The sequence below is a fragment of the Hydrogenophaga sp. genome, from assembly GCF_014773545.1.
Taxonomy (GTDB): Bacteria; Pseudomonadota; Gammaproteobacteria; order Burkholderiales; family Burkholderiaceae_C; genus Hydrogenophaga.
In genome coordinates this window covers 107201-126915 of the sequence record NZ_SDDV01000005.1, presented here as the reverse complement: position 1 = coordinate 126915, position 19715 = coordinate 107201, and the positions used below count along the sequence as shown (strand labels likewise).

General features: G+C 61.4%; 18 protein-coding genes and 1 tRNA gene. All 19 read left to right on the top strand.

Going from position 1 to position 19715, the window contains the following annotated elements:
- The first annotated feature begins 230 nt into the window (after positions 1-230).
- The 19 genes from pnp to nuoN all read left to right on the top strand — a co-directional run bounded on the left by pnp (position 231) and on the right by nuoN (position 19698).
- Positions 231-2366, top strand: coding sequence for a polyribonucleotide nucleotidyltransferase (gene pnp, locus EST26_RS05430; protein ID WP_291065961.1), 2136 nt, complete (start codon positions 231-233; stop codon positions 2364-2366).
- Between the two features lie 22 nt (positions 2367-2388).
- Entirely contained in the window at positions 2389-3378 is a 990-nt protein-coding gene (locus EST26_RS05425; RefSeq protein ID WP_291065959.1) for an NAD(P)H-quinone oxidoreductase, read from the top strand.
- A 36-nt stretch (positions 3379-3414) separates the two neighbouring features.
- Complete coding sequence (tpiA, locus tag EST26_RS05420) at positions 3415-4161, top strand: triose-phosphate isomerase (RefSeq protein ID WP_291065958.1); 747 nt, start codon at positions 3415-3417, stop codon at positions 4159-4161.
- Between the two features lie 49 nt (positions 4162-4210).
- Positions 4211-4618: a preprotein translocase subunit SecG gene (secG, locus tag EST26_RS05415; RefSeq protein ID WP_291065956.1), complete on the top strand. Its 408-nt coding sequence runs from the start codon at positions 4211-4213 to the stop codon at positions 4616-4618.
- A 148-nt stretch (positions 4619-4766) separates the two neighbouring features.
- Positions 4767-4851 (top strand) — tRNA-Leu (locus EST26_RS05410).
- Between the two features lie 42 nt (positions 4852-4893).
- Positions 4894-5253, top strand: a complete 360-nt coding sequence (locus EST26_RS05405) for an NADH-quinone oxidoreductase subunit A (RefSeq protein ID WP_291065954.1) — start codon at positions 4894-4896, stop codon at positions 5251-5253.
- A gap of 149 nt (positions 5254-5402) precedes the next feature.
- A complete protein-coding gene (locus EST26_RS05400; RefSeq protein ID WP_291065952.1) occupies positions 5403-5882 on the top strand; it encodes an NADH-quinone oxidoreductase subunit B family protein in 480 nt (159 codons plus the stop codon).
- 38 nt (positions 5883-5920) lie between these two features.
- On the top strand, positions 5921-6541 hold the full coding sequence (locus EST26_RS05395; RefSeq protein WP_291065950.1) for an NADH-quinone oxidoreductase subunit C: 621 nt from the start codon (positions 5921-5923) through the stop codon (positions 6539-6541).
- Between the two features lie 27 nt (positions 6542-6568).
- Positions 6569-7822: an NADH-quinone oxidoreductase subunit D gene (locus EST26_RS05390; protein ID WP_291065948.1), complete on the top strand. Its 1254-nt coding sequence runs from the start codon at positions 6569-6571 to the stop codon at positions 7820-7822.
- Positions 7819-8358 (top strand): NAD(P)H-dependent oxidoreductase subunit E, encoded by a 540-nt coding sequence (locus EST26_RS05385; protein ID WP_291065946.1) that lies wholly within the window; start codon positions 7819-7821, stop codon positions 8356-8358. Before EST26_RS05390 ends, EST26_RS05385 begins: the two co-directional genes overlap by 4 nt.
- Positions 8355-9731 carry an NADH-quinone oxidoreductase subunit NuoF gene (nuoF, locus tag EST26_RS05380; RefSeq protein ID WP_291065945.1) on the top strand — a complete coding sequence of 459 codons (1377 nt, stop codon included), beginning with the start codon at positions 8355-8357 and terminating at the stop codon, positions 9729-9731. The genes EST26_RS05385 and nuoF overlap by 4 nt, the downstream gene beginning before the upstream one ends.
- A 14-nt stretch (positions 9732-9745) precedes the next feature.
- Positions 9746-11887 carry an NADH-quinone oxidoreductase subunit NuoG gene (gene nuoG / locus EST26_RS05375; protein ID WP_291065943.1) on the top strand — a complete coding sequence of 714 codons (2142 nt, stop codon included), beginning with the start codon at positions 9746-9748 and terminating at the stop codon, positions 11885-11887.
- 2 nt (positions 11888-11889) lie between these two features.
- Positions 11890-12972: an NADH-quinone oxidoreductase subunit NuoH gene (gene nuoH, locus EST26_RS05370; RefSeq protein WP_291065941.1), complete on the top strand. Its 1083-nt coding sequence runs from the start codon at positions 11890-11892 to the stop codon at positions 12970-12972.
- 17 nt (positions 12973-12989) lie between these two features.
- On the top strand, positions 12990-13514 hold the full coding sequence (gene nuoI / locus EST26_RS05365) for an NADH-quinone oxidoreductase subunit NuoI (protein WP_291065940.1): 525 nt from the start codon (positions 12990-12992) through the stop codon (positions 13512-13514).
- A gap of 114 nt (positions 13515-13628) precedes the next feature.
- The gene (locus tag EST26_RS05360) at positions 13629-14288 is read left to right on the top strand and encodes an NADH-quinone oxidoreductase subunit J (protein WP_291065939.1); all 660 of its coding nucleotides are present in this window, start codon (positions 13629-13631) and stop codon (positions 14286-14288) included.
- The gene (gene nuoK, locus EST26_RS05355; RefSeq protein WP_291065937.1) at positions 14285-14602 is read left to right on the top strand and encodes an NADH-quinone oxidoreductase subunit NuoK; all 318 of its coding nucleotides are present in this window, start codon (positions 14285-14287) and stop codon (positions 14600-14602) included. The genes EST26_RS05360 and nuoK overlap by 4 nt, the downstream gene beginning before the upstream one ends.
- Before the next feature lie 28 nt (positions 14603-14630).
- A complete protein-coding gene (gene nuoL / locus EST26_RS05350; RefSeq protein WP_291065935.1) occupies positions 14631-16655 on the top strand; it encodes an NADH-quinone oxidoreductase subunit L in 2025 nt (674 codons plus the stop codon).
- Between the two features lie 19 nt (positions 16656-16674).
- Positions 16675-18150, top strand: coding sequence for an NADH-quinone oxidoreductase subunit M (locus EST26_RS05345; RefSeq protein WP_291065933.1), 1476 nt, complete (start codon positions 16675-16677; stop codon positions 18148-18150).
- A gap of 36 nt (positions 18151-18186) precedes the next feature.
- Positions 18187-19698 (top strand): NADH-quinone oxidoreductase subunit NuoN, encoded by a 1512-nt coding sequence (nuoN, locus tag EST26_RS05340; RefSeq protein ID WP_291065931.1) that lies wholly within the window; start codon positions 18187-18189, stop codon positions 19696-19698.
- Positions 19699-19715: the final 17 nt, after the last annotated feature.

The following is a 19715-nucleotide window of genomic DNA, read 5'->3' as shown; positions in this document are numbered from 1 at the left end:
TGAGTTGGTTCGCTGGCTCGGGCGTTTTTTGCATTGCTGCGGGTCATTTTGACGCCGGAGCAGCAGCAGAGCGAAGCTGTGTCATTCCAGGGCGGTTGCCGGTCTGCGTACTGCGCGGCAGCGGCGCTGGAATGGCATCGTGTTCTGGCTTGTTTTTCCGGTTTTTTTGCGCAGCCGTTCTGCGCGCCCCGTCGTCCGCGTTTCAAACGCTGCGGCACACAGGAGAAAACATGAGCATGTTCAACAAAGTCAGCAAAAGCTTTCAGTGGGGCCAGCACCGCGTCACCCTGGAAACCGGTGAAATCGCACGCCAGTCCAGCGGCGCCGTGCTGCTGGATATGGAGGGCACCGTGGTGCTGGCTACGGTGGTGGCCAGGAATGACGCCAAGGCTGGGCAGGACTTTTTTCCGCTGACGGTCGATTACCTGGAGAAGTCCTACGCCGCTGGCCGCATTCCGGGCAGCTTCTTCAAGCGCGAAGGCCGCCCGGGCGAGTTTGAAACCCTGACCAGCCGCCTGATCGATCGTCCGATCCGCCCGCTGTTCCCGGAAGGCTTTTTCAACGAGGTGCAGGTGGTCGTGCATACGCTGTCGCTCAACCCCGAGGTGGACGCCGACATCGCTGCCCTGATTGCCACATCGGCCGCGTTGTCGATCAGCGGCATTCCGTTCCATGGCCCGATCGGCGCCGCCCGCGTCGGTTACGTCAACGGCCAGTACGTGCTCAACCCCGGTCAGACCGAACGCAAGGCCTCGCAGCTCGACTTGGTGGTCGCTGGTACGCAAGGCGCGGTGCTGATGGTCGAGTCGGAAGCCGACCAGTTAAGCGAAGAAATCATGCTCGGTGGCATCGTGTTCGGCCACGAGCAGGGCAATGTCGCGGTCGCCGCCATCAACGAGCTGGTGCGCGACGCAGGCAAACCCGAGTGGGTCTGGCAGCCGCCGGCGAAGGACGAGAGCTTGATCGCCAAGATTGGCGCCCTGGCCACATCCAAGCTCGAAGCTGCCTATCAAATTCGCAACAAGCAGGCGCGCACGCAAGCCTGCCGCAGCACCTACGCCGACGTGATGGCGGCGCTCAAAGCCGAAGGCGTGGCGTTTGACGGCGTGGCGGTGGAAGGCCTGTTGTTCGAGATTGAGGCCAAGATCGTGCGCGGCCAGATTCTGGCAGGCGAGCCGCGCATCGACGGGCGCGACACGCGCACCGTGCGCGCGATCGAAATCCGCAGCGGCGTGCTGCCACGCACGCACGGCTCGACCCTTTTTACGCGTGGCGAAACCCAGGCGCTGGCAGTGGCCACGCTGGGCACCGACCGCGACGCGCAGCGCATCGACGCGCTGTCGGGCGACTATGAAGACCGCTTCATGTTGCACTACAACATGCCACCGTTCGCTACCGGCGAAACCGGTCGCGTGGGCTCACCGAAGCGGCGCGAAATCGGTCACGGCCGCCTGGCCAAGCGCGCGCTGATTGCCGCGCTGCCGAGCAAGGAAGACTTCCCCTACACCATGCGCGTGGTGTCTGAAATTACCGAATCGAACGGCTCTTCCAGCATGGCGTCGGTCTGCGGCGGCTGCCTGGCGCTGATGGACGCGGGCGTGCCGATGAAAGCCCACGTGGCCGGTATTGCCATGGGCCTGATCAAGGACGGCAACCGCTTTGCCGTGCTGACCGACATTCTGGGCGACGAAGACCACTTGGGCGACATGGACTTCAAAGTGGCAGGCACCCCCAACGGCGTGACCGCGCTGCAGATGGACATCAAGATTCAGGGCATCACCAAGGAAATCATGCAGGTCGCGCTGGCGCAGGCCAAGGAAGCGCGCATGCACATCCTGGGCAAGATGCAGGACGCCATGGGCCAAGCCAAGACCGAAGTGTCGAATTTCGCGCCCAAGCTCTACACCATGAAGATCAATCCGGAGAAAATCCGCGACGTGATCGGCAAGGGCGGCGCCGTGATCCGTGCGCTGAGCGAAGAAACCGGCTGCCAGATCAACATTGACGATGACGGCAGCATCACCATTGCCGCCACCGACGCGGGCAAAGCTGACGAAGCCAAGCGCCGCATCGAGCAGATCACGGCCGAAGTCGAAATCGGCAAGGTCTACGAAGGCGCGATCACCAAGATTCTGGATTTTGGCGCGCTGGTCAACCTGTTGCCGGGCAAGGACGGTTTGCTGCACATCAGTCAAATCGCCCATGAACGGGTGGAAAAAGTCACCGATTACCTGAGCGAAGGCCAGATCGTCAAGGTCAAGGTGCTCGAGACCGACGAAAAAGGGCGCGTCAAGCTGTCCATGAAGGCGCTGATCGACCGCAACGCCGCACCTGCCGAGCCAGCCGCTCAGCAACAACAGCCCTAAGCGTCTTGGCGGTTCTGCGGTGATGCAAGCGGTCGAGATCAGCGCCTATGGCGCGCCTGAGGTGCTGCGCCTGTGTGAGCGCGCTCAGCCGCAGCCGGGTGCGGGTGAGTTGCTGATTCGGGTACGCGCATCGGGCGTCAACCGGCCCGACGTGTTGCAGCGCCGCGGCCATTACCCGCCGCCGCCCGGCGTCTCTGACATACCCGGGCTGGAAGTCGCGGGCGTGATCGAGGCGGGCGACGCGGCGGCGCTGGCAGCGGCGGGATTTCAGATGGGCGACCGCGTCTGCGCGCTGGTGGCTGGTGGCGGCTATGCGCAGTATTGCGTCGCGCCGGTGGCTCAGTGCCTGCCGCTGCCTGCCGGGCTTGACGAAGTGGCGGCGGCTTCGCTGCCCGAGACGTTCTTCACGGTCTGGAGCAACGTGTTCGATCGCGCCCGCTTGCAGCCGGGCGAAATCTTGCTGGTGCAAGGGGGCAGCAGCGGCATCGGTGTGGCAGCCATACAGATCGCCACAGCGCGCGGCGCGCGCGTGTGGGTCACTGCCGGCAGCGACGCCAAATGCGCCGCCTGTATGGCGCTGGGTGCCGAGCACGCGATCAATTACAAAACACAGGACTTTTCGCTTGCCGTGCGCGAACTCAGCGGTGGCCGCGGGGTCGATGTGATCCTGGACATGGTGGCGGGCAGCTACGTCGCGCGCGAGGTCGAGTGCTTGGCAGAAGACGGCCGGCTGCTTATCATCGCCGTACAAGGCGGTGTTCAGGCTGAATTCAACGCCGCCCTGCTGCTGCGCCGCCGTCTGCACATCACCGGCTCGACCTTGCGTGCGCGTCCGCCGGCGTTCAAGGCCGCCATTGCGGCGGCGCTGCGCGAGCAGGTCTGGCCGCTGCTGGCGCAAGGGCGCGTCAAGCCGGTGCTGTACCGTGTGTTCGATGCGGCCCAGGCGGGTGCAGCACACGCTTTGATGGAGAGCAGCCAACATGTGGGCAAGCTGGTCCTGCGCTGGGACTGAGCGGCACGCGTGCGGGTGCACAGCGGGAACTTCGATATGAAAAAACTTATTGCGGGCAATTGGAAAATGAACGGCAGCTTGGCTGCCAACGCCACCTTGCTCGAGGCCTTGCTTGAGGGCTTGCGCGGCAGCACGCCCGGTGCCGACGTGGCGCTGTGCGTGCCGGCGCCGTATCTGGCGCAAGTGCAGTCGCTGTTGCAGGGCAGTCCGATTGCATGGGGGGCGCAAGACGTCTCGCCCCACGCGCAGGGTGCCTACACCGGCGAGGTCAGCGCGGCCATGTTGCAGGACTTTGCCTGCCGCTACAGCCTGGTCGGCCACTCCGAACGCCGCCAGCAGCACGGCGAGACCGACGCCGTGGTGGCCGCCAAAGCACAGCGCGCGCTGGCCGTTGGCATCACGCCGATTGTCTGCGTCGGCGAAACTCTGGCCGAGCGCCAGGCCGGTTTGACTGAAGCAGTGGTCAAACGCCAGCTGGCTGCGGTGATTCACACCGTGGCGCACTGCACGAGTGAAATCGTGCTGGCTTATGAACCGGTCTGGGCCATAGGAACCGGGCAAACCGCAACGCCGCAGCAGGCGCAGCAGGTGCATGCGGTGCTGCGCGCGCAACTGGCGGCGGCCACCAAACACCCGGCACGGGTGCGCATTCTGTACGGCGGAAGCATGAATGCCAACAACGCTGCCAGCCTGCTGGCACAAGCCGACGTAGACGGCGGGCTGCTGGGTGGCGCCTCGCTCAAAGCGAGCGATTTATTGCAGATCGTGGCGCTGGCCGGCTGAACCCGAGCGGCGCCACCTCTTCGTCCTTTACTTGTTTCTGGAGAAAAAAATGAACCTCTTATTGACGCTATTGCTGGCGGTTCAAATGCTTACAGCGCTGACCATGATCGTTCTCATTTTGTTGCAGCACGGCAAGGGCGCCGATGCAGGCGCGGCTTTTGGCGGCGGCGGAGCCGGCTCGGCGACCTTGTTTGGCGCATCCGGCAGTGCCAACTTCATGTCGCGCAGCACGGCCGTGCTGGCCACTTTATTCCTGGCCAGCACGCTGGGCTTGGCCTACTTTGCCAACCTGGGCGAGGAGCCCGGCACAGGCACCGTGCTTGAAGGTGCTGTGCTGCCGGCGCAGCAACCGACGGCAGCACAGATTCCCGGTCAGACACCGGTGCCGCCGCCGGCCGCAGGCGCGGCCGCTGTCCCCCCGGCAGCCCCAGGAGCAGGCCAGATCCCGGGTCAGTGATGCGCCAGCCGCTTGGGCCTGGCTTGATCGGGTCGGTTTGAAAAACCACTCGACACAACCAGAAAACAGGGGCGTCGTTTCGGGTTAGAATCTCCATCTGTTTGGCATGACTGGCTGCTGTTGCAGCCCGTCAAGTCGAGCAGATATAGCCGACGTGGTGAAATTGGTAGACACGCTATCTTGAGGGGGTAGTGGCGCAAGCTGTGCGAGTTCGAGTCTCGCCGTCGGCACCAATCATGAGACAGCATGGCCCCACGCCATGTCCAATATTCATAATGAATCTCGAACAATACCTTCCCGTTCTGCTGTTCATTCTGGTCGGTATTGCGGTAGGCGTGGTGCCGCAGGTCTTGGGTTACATCCTGGGTCCGAACCGACCAGACGCAGAAAAAAACTCACCCTACGAATGCGGCTTCGAAGCCTTTGAAGACGCGCGCATGAAGTTCGACGTGCGCTACTATCTGGTGGCCATTCTGTTCATCCTGTTTGATCTCGAAATCGCCTTCCTGATTCCCTGGGCGGTGGCGTTTTCCGATATCGGTATGACTGGTTTTCTGGCGGGTCTGATGTTTTTGCTCATTCTCACCGTGGGCTTTGTCTATGAGTGGAAAAAGGGTGCGCTGGACTGGGAATAGGGTTTGGTCATCTGAGCGAATGCACCGGAGTGTTTCATCAAAAACCAACTCCGGTTGGAAACCTCCCCCTCAGGGGGATAACCGAACACGGGCGGGTCGTGACCTCTTCCGTGTTGTTTCACCCGGCTGGTTCGGGTGCGGATTGAAACATGATTGAAGGCGTTTTCAAGCAAGGTTTTGTCACCACCAGCTACGATTCGGTGGTCAATTGGGCCAAAACCGGATCGCTCTGGCCGATGAGTTTTGGTCTGGCTTGCTGTGCGGTCGAAATGATGCATTCGGCCGCGGCGCGCTACGACCTGGGGCGCTTTGGGGCCGAGGTGTTTCGGGCCAGTCCGCGCCAGTCGGATCTGATGATCGTGGCGGGCACACTGTGCAACAAGATGGCGCCCGCGCTGCGCAAGGTCTACGATCAGATGGCCGAGCCGCGTTGGGTGCTCTCCATGGGTTCGTGCGCCAACGGCGGCGGCTACTACCACTACAGCTATTCGGTGGTGCGTGGCTGCGATCGCATCGTTCCGGTTGATGTCTATGTGCCCGGCTGCCCACCCACGGCCGAAGCCTTGCTGTACGGCATCATTCAATTGCAGCAAAAAATACGTCGCACCCACACCATTGCGCGCGCTTGAGCGGCGCGCGCCCAGATTCCCGTTCAGAAAGCCGGTACATGAGTGAGACAGCCAGCGCCTACGCAACCCGACCAGAAGCGATCATGAGCGCCGTGTCGGCTCTGCTGGGGGAGTCGGTGCGTGCCATCGCGATCGAGCGCGGCGAGGTCACGCTGGACGTGGCTGCAGCCGACTACTTTGCCGTCATGCAGACCCTGCGCGATGCGCCGCAAACCCGTTTCGAGCAATTAATCGATTTGTGCGGCATCGACTTCAAAACCTATGACGACGGTGCTTGGGACGGAGCGCGTTTCGCCGTTGTGGTGCACCTGCTCTCGGTCAGTCTGAATCAGCGCCTGCGCGTGCGCGTGTTCTGCCCGCAGGACGACTTTGCGCTGCTGGACTCGCTCACCCCACTGTGGGCTTCGGTCAACTGGTACGAGCGCGAGGCGTTCGACCTGTACGGCATCGTCTTCGAGGGGCACGACGATCTGCGTCGCATCCTGACCGATTACGGTTTTATTGGCCATCCGTTTCGCAAAGATTTTCCGCTCGAGGGCCATGTCGAAATGCGCTACGACGCTGAACGCCAGCGCGTGGTTTACGAGCCGGTCACGATCGAGCCGCGCGAGCTCACGCCGCGCGTGATTCGCGAAGACAACTACGGGGGCTTGCACTGAGGGCTTGGGCCGCAGTCGCTGACGCATATGGCTGACATCAAGAATTACACCCTGAACTTCGGTCCGCAGCACCCGGCCGCGCACGGCGTGCTGCGCCTGGTGCTAGAGCTCGATGGCGAGGTCGTGCAGCGCGCCGACCCGCACATCGGCTTGCTGCACCGTGCGACTGAGAAGCTCGCCGAGCACAAAACCTTCATCCAGGCCCTGCCTTACATGGATCGGCTGGACTACGTCTCGATGATGTGCAACGAGCACGCCTACTGCTTGGCAATTGAGAAGCTTTTGGGCATTGAAGTTCCGTTGCGCGCGCAATTTATCCGCGTGCTGTTCAGCGAAATTACGCGCCTGCTCAACCACCTGATGTGGCTGGGTTCGCACGGCAACGATTGCGGCAGCTCGACCATTCTGATCTACGCCTTTCGCGAGCGCGAAGACCTGTTCGACATGTACGAAGCGGTGTCGGGTGCGCGCATGCACGCGGCCTACTTCCGCCCGGGCGGCGTCTACCGCGATCTGCCCGACAGCATGCCGCAGCACACGGTCAGCAAAATTCGCAACGCGCGCGCCATGGCGCAGTTGAACAGCAACCGCCAGGGCTCACTGCTGGACTTCATCGAAGATTTCACCCAGCGTTTCCAGACCCATCTGGCCGAATACCACACCTTGCTGACAGACAACCGGATATGGAAACAACGCACGGTGGGTATTGGCGTGGTCACGCCCGAACGTGCGCTCAGCCTGGGCCTGACCGGGCCTATGCTGCGCGGCTCGGGAGTTGCCTGGGACTTGCGCAAGAAGCAGCCCTACGAGGTTTACGATCGGATGGATTTTGACATCCCGGTCGGAAAAACTGGCGACACCTACGACCGCTACCTGGTGCGCATGGAGGAGATGAAGCAGTCGAACCGCATCATCAAGCAGTGCGTCGATTGGTTGCGCGTCAACCCCGGTCCAGTCATTACCGACAACCGCAAGGTGGCGCCGCCCGCGCGTGCATCTATGAAGTCGAGCATGGAGGACTTGATCCACCACTTCAAGCTCTTTACTGAGGGCTTTCATGTGCCGCAGGGGCAGGCCTATGCTGCAGTGGAGCACCCCAAGGGCGAGTTCGGCATCTACCTGGTGAGCGACGGCGCCAACAAGCCCTACCGACTGAAAATCCGCGCCCCCGGCTTTGCCCACTTGGCCAGCCTGGATGAAATGGTGCGCGGCCACATGCTGGCCGACGCGGTGGCCATCATAGGCACCCTGGACATCGTTTTTGGAGAGATCGACCGATGAACGCAGATCGTCCCCTCGCCAGTGGGCCGGTGAGCGCCATGCCGCTGTCCGACGCCACGCGCCAGCGCTTTGCGCGCGAGGTTGCCAAGTACCCAGCCGAGCAGGCGCAGTCGGCCGTCATGGCCTGTCTGGCCATCGTGCAGCAGGAGCAGGGCTGCGTGAGCCGCGCGGCCGAGCAAGCCATTGCCGACTATCTGGGCATGGCTGCCATGGCCGTGCACGAGGTCACGACCTTCTACAACATGTACAACCAACAGCCGGTGGGCGCGTTCAAGATCAACGTCTGCACCAACCTGCCGTGCCAGTTGCGCGACGGCTACCGGGCGCTTGGGCATTTGGAGCGGCAACTGGGCGTAGAGATGGGTGGCACCAGCGCCGATGGCTTGTTCACCCTGCAGCAAAGCGAGTGCCTGGGTGCCTGCGCCGACGCGCCGGTGCTGCTGGTCAACGACCGCCACATGTGCAGCTTCATGAGCAACGACAAGCTCGACCAATTGATCGACGGGCTGCGCGCCTCGGCCCAGGCAAAGCCATGAACGCAGAACATATCCTCTCGCAGTTTCGCAGCACCGGCGTGCAGACCTGTTTTCACGGTCGGCACATCGAGCCGCACATCCTGGCCGGACTCAACGGCCGCAACTGGTCCTTGCCGGATTACGTGGCGCGCGGTGGTTATTCGGCGCTGCGCAAAATACTGGGCCAAGACGGCTTGGCCCCGGCTGGCGATCCGCCGACGATCGGCATGACGCAAGAGCAGGTGATTGCCTGCGTGAAAGAGTCGGCGCTGCGCGGGCGCGGTGGGGCGGGTTTTCCCACCGGCCTCAAGTGGAGCTTCATGCCGCGCCAGTTTCCGGGCCAGAAGTACCTGGTGTGCAACTCCGACGAAGGCGAGCCCGGAACCTGCAAGGACCGCGAAATCCTGTTGCACAACCCGCACATCGTGATCGAAGGCATGGCGATTGCCGCCTACGCGATGGGCATCAGCGTCGGCTACAACTACATCCACGGCGAAATTTTCGACGCCTACGATCGTTTCGAGGCCGCGCTAGAGCAAGCGCGCGCTGCCGGCTATCTGGGCACGAACCTGCTGGGCAGCGGCTTCAGTTTTCAACTGCACGCCCACCACGGATTTGGCGCTTACATCTGTGGCGAGGAAACCGCGCTGCTGGAGTCGCTGGAGGGCAAGAAAGGCCAGCCGCGCTTCAAGCCACCGTTTCCGGCCAGCTTTGGTCTGTACGGCAAACCGACCACCATCAACAACACCGAAACCTTTGCAGCGGTGCCGTGGATCATCCGAAACGGCGGCCCGGCCTATCTGGCCTGCGGCAAACCAAATAACGGTGGCACCAAGATTTTTTCCGTCAGCGGTGACGTCGAAGCACCCGGCAACTATGAAGTGCCCATGGGTACTTCGTTTGCCAAACTGCTGGAACTCGCCGGTGGCGTGCGCCAGGGACGTCAACTCAAGGCCGTGATTCCGGGCGGATCGTCTTCTCCGGTGGTGCCGGCGGCGACCATGCTGGAATGCAGCATGGATTACGACTCCATCGCCAAGGCCGGCTCCATGCTGGGCTCGGGCGCGGTGATCGTGCTGGATGACTCGCGCTGCATGGTCGAGTCGCTCAAGCGCCTGTCGTACTTCTATATGCACGAGAGCTGCGGCCAGTGCACGCCCTGCCGCGAAGGCACCGGCTGGCTCTGGCGCCTGGTGGACCGCATCCACCGCGGACAGGGCAGGCCAGCCGATCTGGAGCTGCTCGACAACGTGGCCGAAAACATCATGGGCCGCACCATTTGCGCCCTGGGCGAAGCCGCAGCCATGCCGGTGCGCGCCATGCTCAAGCACTTTCGCCCCGAGTTCGAACATTTCATCGCACACAAGACTTCCCTGGTTCGGGCCAGCGTCTGAGACAAGCCAAGCACATGATAGAAATCCAACTCGACGGAAAAAAGGTGGAGGTGCCAGCCGGCAGCATGGTCATGCATGCGGCAGAAAAGGCCGGCACCTACATTCCGCATTTTTGCTATCACAAGAAGCTCTCCATCGCCGCCAATTGCCGCATGTGTCTGGTGGAGGTGGAAAAAGCGCCCAAACCCATGCCGGCCTGCGCCACGCCGGTGACCATGGGCATGGTGGTGCGTACCCAGTCCGATAAGGCGATCAAGGCGCAGCAGTCGGTGATGGAGTTTTTGCTCATCAACCACCCGCTGGACTGCCCCATTTGCGATCAGGGCGGCGAATGCCAGTTGCAAGACTTGGCGGTCGGTTATGGCGCGGCCCGTTCGCGCTACGAAGAAGAAAAGCGCGTCGTGTTTCACAAGGACATCGGTCCGCTGATTTCGATGGAGGAGATGAGCCGCTGCATCCACTGCACGCGCTGCGTGCGCTTCGGTCAGGAAATCGCCGGCGCGATGGAGTTAGGCATGTCGCATCGCGGTGAACACGCCGAGATCGAAACCTTCGTCGGTCAAACCGTTGATTCCGAGCTGTCGGGCAATATGATCGATCTGTGCCCGGTCGGTGCGCTGACCAGCAAACCATTTCGCTACCAGGCGCGCACCTGGGAATTGTCGCGCCGCAAATCGATCAGCCCGCACGACTCGACCGGTGCCAACCTGATCGTGCAGGTGAAAAACCAGCAGGTCATGCGCGTCGTTCCGCTGGAAAACGAAGCCGTCAACGAGTGCTGGATCGCCGACCGTGACCGCTTCTCCTACGAAGCCCTCAACAGCGCCGATCGTTTGCAAGCACCCATGATCAAGCAAGGCGGGGTCTGGAAGACAGTGGGCTGGCAGACCGCGCTTGAATACGTCGCCAACGGTCTCAAGCAGGTCAAGAGCGCACACGGTGCGGCTGCCATCGGCGCGCTGCTCAGCCCGCACAGCACCCTGGAAGAACTGGCGCTGGCGGCCGCGCTGGTGCGCGGCCTGGGCAGTGAAAACGTAGACAGCCGCTTGCGCCACGCCGATTTTTCCAATGTCGCAGCAGCGGGTTCGGCGCGTTGGCTGGGTCTGCCGGTGGCCGCTTTGTCCCGCCTCGATCGCGTGTTGGTGATCGGCTCGAACCTGCGCAAAGACCATCCCTTGTTTGCCCAGCGTATCCGCCAGGCAGTGCGCCAGGGATGCCAAGTCAGCGCGCTGCTTGAGCAAGCGCCCGACTGGGCCATGCCTGTGCGCAACACCTTGCTGTCCGACAGCGCCACTTGGGTCGGCGCACTCGCTGGCGTGGCCGTTGCCGTGGGGCAGCAAACCGGTGCCAAGCCACCGGTGGACGCCGTGGTGAGCGATGCGGCGCGCGCGCTGGCGCTGTCGCTGCTGGGTGGCGAGCGCAAAGCTGTCTTGCTGGGCAACGCCGCCGCCCACCATGAAAAAGCCGCCAGCTTGCTGGCGCTGGCCAACTGGATCGCGCAGCAGACCGGTGCCAGCGTAGGCTACCTCAGCGAAGCCGCCAATACCGTTGGCGCGCAACTGGCGCACGCCTTGCCCGGGCCGGGTGGACTCAACGCACAGCAGATGCTCGCTGGTGGCCTCAAGGCGGTGCTGCTGTTGCATGCCGAACCCGACAGCGACAGCGCGCTTGGCGGCGCGGGTCTGCAATCGGCCGACATGGTGGTCACGCTCAGCCCCTTTAAAACCAACCTGGACATCAGCGACGTGTTGTTGCCGGTGGCGCCGTTTACCGAAACCTCGGGCTCGTTCGTCAACGCCGAAGGGCGCTTGCAGAGCTTTCATGCCGTGGTGCGGCCGCTGGCCGATACCCGTCCGGCCTGGAAGCTGCTGCGCGTGCTGGCTAACCTGCTGGGCTTGCCCGGTTTTGATGCCGATTCCTCGCAGGCGGTGCTGGCAGCGCTGCTGCCTGGCGTGACGTCGGGCGAGCGGGTCGACGCCGCGCGCCTGTGCAACGCCAGTACGGCCGTGCCCGACCTGAGACCGGCGCGCCAAGCACCTTGCGTGGCCTCGATTTACCAGCTTGATGCTTTGGTGCGGCGCGCCGCTGCGCTGCAGCGCAGCGCCGACGCCCAAGTCGGCAGAACCAATGGCGCAGCCAGCAGGGGAGCAGTCTGAGCATGATTGACGCAATTTATTATGGCGGCCTGGGCCTGATTGCCGCCCCGTGGTGGAGCACGGCGGCCTGGCCGGTGCTGTGGAATCTGATCAAAATCATTGCCGTGTTGTTGCCGCTGCTGGGTGCGGTGGCCTACCTCATACTGTGGGAGCGCAAGCTGATCGGCTTCATGCAGGTGCGGATGGGGCCCAACCGCGTCGGTCCGTTTGGCTTGCTGCAACCGATTGCTGACGCCCTCAAACTGCTGACGAAAGAGATTATCAGTCCGGCAGCGGCCAACCAAGGACTGCTGCGGCTGGGCCCGGTGATGGCCATCATGCCGGCGCTGGCGGCCTGGGTCGCCGTTCCGTTTGGCCCCGAGGCCATTTTGGCCAATGTCAACGCCGGCTTATTGCTGATTCTGGCCATCACCTCACTCGAGGTGTACGGCGTCATCATCGCCGGTTGGGCATCCAATTCCAAATACGCCTTCCTGGGCGCGCTGCGCGCGTCGGCACAGATGATCAGCTACGAAATCGCCATGGGTTTTTGCTTCCTGATCGTCATCATGACGGCGGGCAGCATGCACTTGGGCGACATCGTCGCATCGCAGGCCAGCGGCATGGGTGCCGACATGGGGCTGAACTTCCTGTCCTGGAACTGGCTGCCGCTGCTGCCCATTTTTCTGGTATTCCTGATCTCCGGCGTGGCCGAGGCGAACCGCCATCCCTTTGACGTGGTCGAGGGCGAGGCCGAGATCGTGGCGGGTCATATGGTCGAGTACTCCGGCATGGGCTTTGCCACCTTCTTCCTGGCCGAATACGCCACCATGTGGCTGATCTCTATCCTGGCGGTGCTGATGTTCCTGGGTGGCTGGTTGCCGCCCATAGACACCCCGCTGTTCAACGCCATTCCGGGCTGGATCTGGCTGGGACTCAAGACTTGCTTCGTCGTCTCGCTGTTTATCTGGATTCGCGCCACCTTTCCACGTTTTCGCTACGACCAGATCATGCGCCTGGGTTGGAAGGTTTTCATTCCGATCACGCTGATTTGGCTGGTGCTGGTCGGCGCGCTGATGCAGTCCCCCTGGAATATCTGGAACTGAAAACCGGGCGCACCATCATGTCTACCACCGCTGATACCCCGACTGTCGTCGCGCCTTTTTCTCTGGGCGATTTTCTCAAGAGCTTCTTGCTGGTTGAACTGTTCAAAGGCATGGTTCTAACCGGGCGCTACGCTTTTCGCCGCAAGGTGACGCTGCAGTTTCCTGAAGAAAAGACACCGCTGTCGCCGCGTTTTCGCGGTCTGCACGCGCTGCGTCGTTATGAGAACGGTGAAGAGCGCTGCATCGCCTGCAAGCTGTGTGAGGCGGTCTGCCCGGCAGTGGCCATCAGCATCGAGTCGGACACGCGCGCCGACGGCAGCCGTCGCACCACGCGCTACGACATCGACCTGACCAAGTGCATTTTCTGCGGCTTTTGCGAAGAAGCCTGTCCGGTCGACGCCATCGTCGAGACGCACATTCTGGAATACCACGGCGAAAAGCGCGGTGACTTGTATTTCACCAAAGACATGCTGCTGGCGGTGGGGGATCGCTTCGAGCCACAAATTGCCGCAGCCAGGGCCGCCGATGCCAAATACCGCTGAAACCTTGGCGCATGGTTCAGAATTTGCCACACAGAGCCGCCAAGAGTCTGCCTGCACCCATTTCGCTTAACGCTCGCTGCCCCTGCCTAACGCTCCACTTACCGTCAAGCGCCCATGGACTACACCGTCGGTTTTTTTTATCTGTTCTCAGCCATATTGCTGTTTTCAGCCTTTCGCGTCATCACCGCCCGCAACCCGGTGTATGCAGTGCTTTTTCTGATGCTTGCCTTTTCGCAGGCTGCATGCCTGTGGTTGCTGCTCAAGGCCGAATTTCTCGCCCTGACCTTGGTGCTGGTCTACCTCGGTGCGGTGATGGTGCTGTTCATGTTTGTGGTCATGATGCTGGATATCCGAACTGATCGCATGCGCCGCAGCTTCTGGAAGCACTTTCCGCTCGCCGCCTTGGTCGGAGCATTGGTTGCACTGCAATTGATTGCAGTGCTTTGGGTTGGCTTTCCGACGGTGAGCGGCAACCCCGATGCACCCGGTACCGGTATCCACGCAGCTGGCTATTCCAACACCCATGAGCTGGGCTTGCTGCTCTACAGCGAATACCTGTATCCGATTCAAATCGCTGGCGCGATTTTGCTGGTGGCGATGATTGCCGCCATTGCGCTGACGCTGCGTCAACGCAAGGACAGCAAAGCGATCGACCCGAGTTTGCAGGTGCGCGTGCGTGCGCAAGACCGTCTGCGGGTGCTGCCGATGACGGCGACGCAGAAGAATGAGCCTGCACCTGTCGCGCAGACCGACGCTGCGAAAGGCCAGCTATGACGCTCACCACGCTGACCCTGGGTCACTTTCTATCCGTCGGCGCGCTTTTATTTGCGCTCTCCATCGTCGGGATTTTCCTCAACCGCAACAACCTGATCGTGCTGCTGATGTCCATCGAGCTGATGTTGCTGGCGGTGGGAATCAACTTCGTCGCTTTCTCCTATTTTCTGGGCGACCTGCACGGGCAGGTGTTTGTCTTTTTCATTTTGACCGTGGCGGCCGCCGAGTCGGCCATCGGTCTGGCGATTCTGATGTTGGTGTTCCGCAAGAAATCCAGCATCAGTGTCGAAGAGATCAGCACCCTCAAGGGTTGAAGCCCGCAGCAGAACAGGTCTGAATACCATGAGCACCACTTTATCTGCTGGCATGCTGCTGGCTATTCCGCTGGCTCCGCTGGTCGGCGCCGCGCTGGCCGGCATTTTGGGTACCGTCATGGGCGGCAACCTGATCGGGCGGCGCGCCTCGCACAGCCTGACGATCCTGGGCGTGCTGATCTCCTTTGTTTTGTCCGCCCTGACGCTGGACGCGGTGTTGGCCGGAGCGCGCTTCAACGAGACCATCTACACCTGGATGGTGGTTGGTGGCCTGACGATGGAGATCGGGTTTTTGATCGATGGCTTGTCGGCCATGATGATGGTGGTGGTCACCTTCGTCTCGTTGATGGTGCACCTCTACACCATCGGCTACATGGAAGAAGACGAGGGCTATAACCGCTTCTTCGCTTACATCTCGCTCTTTACCTTCTCCATGCTCATGTTGGTGATGAGCAACAACCTGCTGCAACTGTTCTTCGGCTGGGAGGCGGTGGGCTTGGTCTCGTACCTGCTGATCGGTTTTTGGTACAACAAACCGACCGCCATTTTTGCCAACATGAAGGCATTTTTGGTCAACCGCGTAGGCGACTTCGGCTTCATTCTCGGCATCGGCCTGATCGTCGCCTACACCGGAACGCTCAACTACAGTGAGATATTCGCTCAGGCCGACGAGCTGAGCGCAATAGGTTTTGCCAACCCGTTTGGTGGCTCCGACTGGATGCTGATCACGGTCATCTGCATCTGTTTGTTCATCGGCGCCATGGGCAAATCGGCGCAGTTCCCGCTGCACGTCTGGCTGCCCGACTCGATGGAAGGCCCAACCCCCATTTCGGCCCTGATTCACGCCGCCACCATGGTGACGGCCGGCATTTACATGGTCGCGCGCATGTCGCCGCTGTACGAACTGTCTGATACCGCGCTCAATTTCATCCTCATCACCGGCGCGGTCACCGCCTTGTTCATGGGTGTGCTCGGCATCATCCAGAACGACATCAAGCGCGTGGTGGCCTACTCTACGCTGTCGCAATTGGGTTATATGACGGTCGCGCTCGGCGCATCGGCCTACTCGGTGGCAGTGTTCCACCTCATGACGCACGCTTTTTTCAAGGCGCTGCTGTTCCTGGCCGCCGGTTCGGTCATCATGGGCTTGCACCACAACCAGGACATTCGCTGGATGGGTGCGGTGCGCAAGTACATGCCTATCACCTGGATCACCTTTTTGCTCGGCACGCTGGCCTTGGTTGGAACGCCATTCTTCTCCGGCTTCTTTTCAAAAGACAGCATCATTGAGACCGTCAAGTACAGCAACCAGTGGGCTTCGGGCGTGGCGTATTACGCCTTGCTGGCCGGCGTGTTCGTCACCGCTTTCTATTCGTTTCGGCTTTACTTCCTGGTGTTTCATGGCAAGGAGCGCTACGATCAAAATCCCGACGCCCACCACGACGATCATGGGCATGCTGCGCACAGTGGCAAACCGCACGAGTCACCCTGGGTGGTCACGCTGCCCTTGGTGTTGCTGGCCATTCCTTCGGTGCTGATCGGCTATTTCACGATCGACGCCATGCTGTTCGGCGGCTTCCTGGCCGATGCGATTTACATTGACACCCAGGCGCATCCCGGCTTGGCCAAGTTTGGCGAGGTGTTCACCACGCCGCTGGGTCTGGTCGGTCATGCTTTCTTCACCCCGCCGCTGTATCTGGCCTTGGCTGGAACGCTGGCAGCCTGGTATTTGTACATGGTCAACCCCGCGCTGCCAGCGGTGCTGGCCAGACGCCTGAGCCCCTTGGTGACGCTGCTGGAAAACAAGTACTACCTCGACTGGTTCAACGAAAACGTGCTGGCGCGCGGTGCTCGTGGCATCGGGTTCGGTTTGTGGAAGGGCGGCGATGAGGGTGTGATCGAGGCGGGCATGGTCAATGCAAGTTGGAAATTGGTCGACCGCGTCGCTGCGGTGCTGCGCCGTGCCCAGACCGGCTACCTCTACCACTACGCGCTGGTGATGATCGTTGGCGTGCTGCTGTTCATGACCTACTTTGTCTGGTTCGCCAACTAAGAACAAGAAGGAAAATAAGATGGGTTTGTTGAGTCTGGCGATCTGGACGCCGATATTTTTTGGTGTCGTTTTGTTGGCCCTGGGGCGCGACGATCAGGTGCGCGCGGTGCGCTGGATTGCGTTGCTCTCGGCGCTGCTGAGTCTGGCCGTGACCATTCCGCTCTATACCGGTTTTGAGGTCGGCTCGGCTGCCATGCAGTTCGTTGAAAAATGGGTCTGGATCGATCATTTCAACGTGCATTACCACCTGGCGGTGGACGGTATCTCGCTCTGGCTGGTGTTGCTGACCGCTTTCATCACAGTCATCGTGGTGTTGGCGAGCTGGGAGTCGATCACCGAGCGCGTCAACCAGTACATGGGCGCCTTCCTGATTCTGTCGGGCCTGATGATAGGCGTCTTCAGCGCCCAGGATGCGCTGCTGTTCTTCGTCTTCTTTGAGGCCACCTTGATTCCGATGTACCTGATCATCGGTATCTGGGGCGGGCCGAACAAAATCTACGCTGCCTTCAAGTTTTTCCTCTACACCTTGCTCGGCTCTTTGCTGATGCTGGTGGCGCTGATCTACCTCTTCAACAAATCGGGCGGCAGTTTCGACCTCGCCACCTGGTACCTGCTGCCGCTGAGTTCAACCGAGCAGACGTTGCTGTTCTTTGCCTTCTTTGCCGCCTTTGCCGTCAAGGTGCCCATGTGGCCGGTGCACACCTGGTTGCCCGACGTGCACGTTGAAGCCCCCACCGGCGGATCGGCGGTGCTGGCGGCCATCATGCTCAAGCTCGGTGCCTACGGTTTTCTGCGCTTTTCCATGCCCATCCTGCCCGACGCCTCGGCCGAGTGGGCCTGGCTGATGATTGCCTTGTCGCTGGTGGCGGTGGTCTACGTCGGCCTGGTCGCCTTGGTGCAGCAAGACATGAAAAAGCTGGTCGCCTATTCGTCGGTGGCGCACATGGGTTTTGTCACCCTGGGCTTTTTCGTCTTCAGCGACTTGGGTGTCTCGGGCGCCATTGTGCAGATGATCGCGCATGGTTTTGTATCGGCCGCCATGTTCCTGGCCATTGGCGTCTTGTACGACCGTGTGCATTCGCGCAATATCGCCGACTACGGTGGCGTAATCAACACCATGCCGGTGTTCACGGCTTTTGCCCTGCTGTTCGTCATGGCCAACGCCGGTCTGCCCGGCACGGCCGGTTTTGTCGGCGAGTGGATGGTGATACTGGCGGCGGTCAAGGCCAACTTCTGGATCGGCGCTGCTGCTGCCAGCGCGCTGATTTTCGGTGCCGCCTATTCGCTCTGGATGTTCAAGCGCGTCTACCTGGGGCCGGTGGCCAATGACAACGTGAAAAATCTAGTCGATTTGAATGCGCGCGAGTTTTTCATCATGGCGGTGCTGGCTGTTGCGGTGCTGTTCATGGGCGTCTACCCCAAACCTTTCACCGACGTGATGGACCCTGCTGTGGCCGAGTTGTTGCGCCACGTCGCCATCTCGAAGTTGAACTGAGTTCGCGTCTGACCACAAGTGCAAGAGAACGTTTACATGATTGACAACCTCAGTTGGGTCGCGGCTTACCCGGAAATTCTGCTGCTGGTGATGGCCTGCGTGATTTTGCTGCTCGATCTGGCGGTCAAATCACCGCTGCGCGACTCCACCTACGCGCTGACCCTGCTGACTCTGGCGGCGGCGGCGCTGCTGACCGGCTACCAAGCCAGCAGCGGCATCACCATCGTCGGCTTTGGCGGCATGATCGTCAGCGACCCCATGGGTAACTGGCTCAAGTGCTTTGCTGCGCTGGCCATGATGGTCACGCTGGTCTACGGTCGTGCCTACGCCGGCGGGCGCGACATGCTGCGCGGGGGCGAGTTGTTCACGCTGTCGCTGTTTGCGTTGCTGGGCATGTTCGTCATGATCTCCGGTCATAACTTCGTCGTCATCTACCTGGGCCTGGAGTTGCTCACCCTGTCGAGTTACGCGCTGGTGGCGCTGCGGCGTGATGACCCCAAGGCCATCGAGGCCAGCATGAAGTACTTCATGCTCGGCGCGCTGGCCAGCGGCTTTTTGCTCTACGGTCTGTCGATGGTGTACGGCGCCACCGGTTCGCTCGACCTGGCCGAGGTGATGCAGGCGATCGCCGGTGGGCAAGCCACCCTCAAGGGTTCGACCCAGGTGCTGATTCTGGGGCTGGTGTTCGTCGTCGCTGGCCTGGCCTTCAAACTGGGCGTGGTGCCGTTTCACATGTGGGTGCCCGACGTCTACCACGGTGCGCCCACGGCGGTTACGCTGATCATCGCAGGCGCGCCCAAGCTGGCGGCGTTCGCCGTCCTGATTCGTCTCTTGGTCGAGGGCATGCAGCCGCTGGCGATCGACTGGCAGCAAATGCTTGGCGTGCTGGCGGTGGCCTCGCTGCTGGTGGGCAACCTAGCGGCGATTGCTCAGACCAACATCAAGCGCATGCTGGCGTTTTCCACCGTCGCACAAATGGGCTTCATGTTGCTGGGCCTGCTCGCGGGTGTGGTTCAGGGCGCTGACGGGCTCGATGGCGCCAACATGGTCACCGCCTACAGTGCATCCATGTTTTACGTCGTCACCTACGTCCTGACCACCCTGGGTGTGTTCGGCGTCATCTTGTTGCTCTCGCGCAGTGGTTTTGAATCGGAGCAGATCAGCGACTTGGCCGGCCTGAATCAACGCAGTCCCTTGGTGGCCGCGATCATGGCCATCTGCATGTTCTCGCTCGCTGGCATTCCGCCCATGGTTGGCTTTTACGCCAAGCTGGCGGTGCTGCAAGCCCTGCTGGCTTCGCCTTCGGTATTTTTCGTCGGCTTGGCTGTTTTTGCCGTTCTGATGTCTCTCGTTGGCGCGTTTTACTACCTGCGCGTGGTTAAGATTATGTACTTTGACGCACCTACCCAGTCTGCTGCCATCGTTGCGGGCGCCGATGTTCGCTCGGTGCTTTCCCTCAATGGTGCGCTGGTGCTGCTGCTGGGCTTGGTTCCAGGGGGTCTGATGGTCTTGTGTGCGCAGGCCATCACTGCCTTGCTTGCAGCTTGAAGGCCTGCGCGGACCTC

Bases quoted from the DNA above. Each gene is read 5' to 3' on its own strand.
- EST26_RS05345 (WP_291065933.1), top strand. From the start codon at position 16,675: ATGGGTTTGTTGAGTCTGGCGATCTGGACGCCGATATTTTTTGGTGTC.
- nuoG (WP_291065943.1), top strand. From the start codon at position 9,746: ATGATAGAAATCCAACTCGACGGAAAAAAGGTGGAGGTGCCAGCCGGC.
- EST26_RS05390 (WP_291065948.1), top strand. From the start codon at position 6,569: ATGGCTGACATCAAGAATTACACCCTGAACTTCGGTCCGCAGCACCCG.
- pnp (WP_291065961.1), top strand. From the start codon at position 231: ATGAGCATGTTCAACAAAGTCAGCAAAAGCTTTCAGTGGGGCCAGCAC.
- EST26_RS05395 (WP_291065950.1), top strand. From the start codon at position 5,921: ATGAGTGAGACAGCCAGCGCCTACGCAACCCGACCAGAAGCGATCATG.
- nuoH (WP_291065941.1), top strand. From the start codon at position 11,890: ATGATTGACGCAATTTATTATGGCGGCCTGGGCCTGATTGCCGCCCCG.
- nuoK (WP_291065937.1), top strand. From the start codon at position 14,285: ATGACGCTCACCACGCTGACCCTGGGTCACTTTCTATCCGTCGGCGCG.
- EST26_RS05405 (WP_291065954.1), top strand. From the start codon at position 4,894: ATGAATCTCGAACAATACCTTCCCGTTCTGCTGTTCATTCTGGTCGGT.
- nuoN (WP_291065931.1), top strand. From the start codon at position 18,187: ATGATTGACAACCTCAGTTGGGTCGCGGCTTACCCGGAAATTCTGCTG.
- EST26_RS05360 (WP_291065939.1), top strand. From the start codon at position 13,629: ATGGACTACACCGTCGGTTTTTTTTATCTGTTCTCAGCCATATTGCTG.
- nuoI (WP_291065940.1), top strand. From the start codon at position 12,990: ATGTCTACCACCGCTGATACCCCGACTGTCGTCGCGCCTTTTTCTCTG.
- nuoL (WP_291065935.1), top strand. From the start codon at position 14,631: ATGAGCACCACTTTATCTGCTGGCATGCTGCTGGCTATTCCGCTGGCT.
- nuoF (WP_291065945.1), top strand. From the start codon at position 8,355: ATGAACGCAGAACATATCCTCTCGCAGTTTCGCAGCACCGGCGTGCAG.
- EST26_RS05400 (WP_291065952.1), top strand. From the start codon at position 5,403: ATGATTGAAGGCGTTTTCAAGCAAGGTTTTGTCACCACCAGCTACGAT.
- tpiA (WP_291065958.1), top strand. From the start codon at position 3,415: ATGAAAAAACTTATTGCGGGCAATTGGAAAATGAACGGCAGCTTGGCT.
- EST26_RS05425 (WP_291065959.1), top strand. From the start codon at position 2,389: ATGCAAGCGGTCGAGATCAGCGCCTATGGCGCGCCTGAGGTGCTGCGC.
- secG (WP_291065956.1), top strand. From the start codon at position 4,211: ATGAACCTCTTATTGACGCTATTGCTGGCGGTTCAAATGCTTACAGCG.
- EST26_RS05385 (WP_291065946.1), top strand. From the start codon at position 7,819: ATGAACGCAGATCGTCCCCTCGCCAGTGGGCCGGTGAGCGCCATGCCG.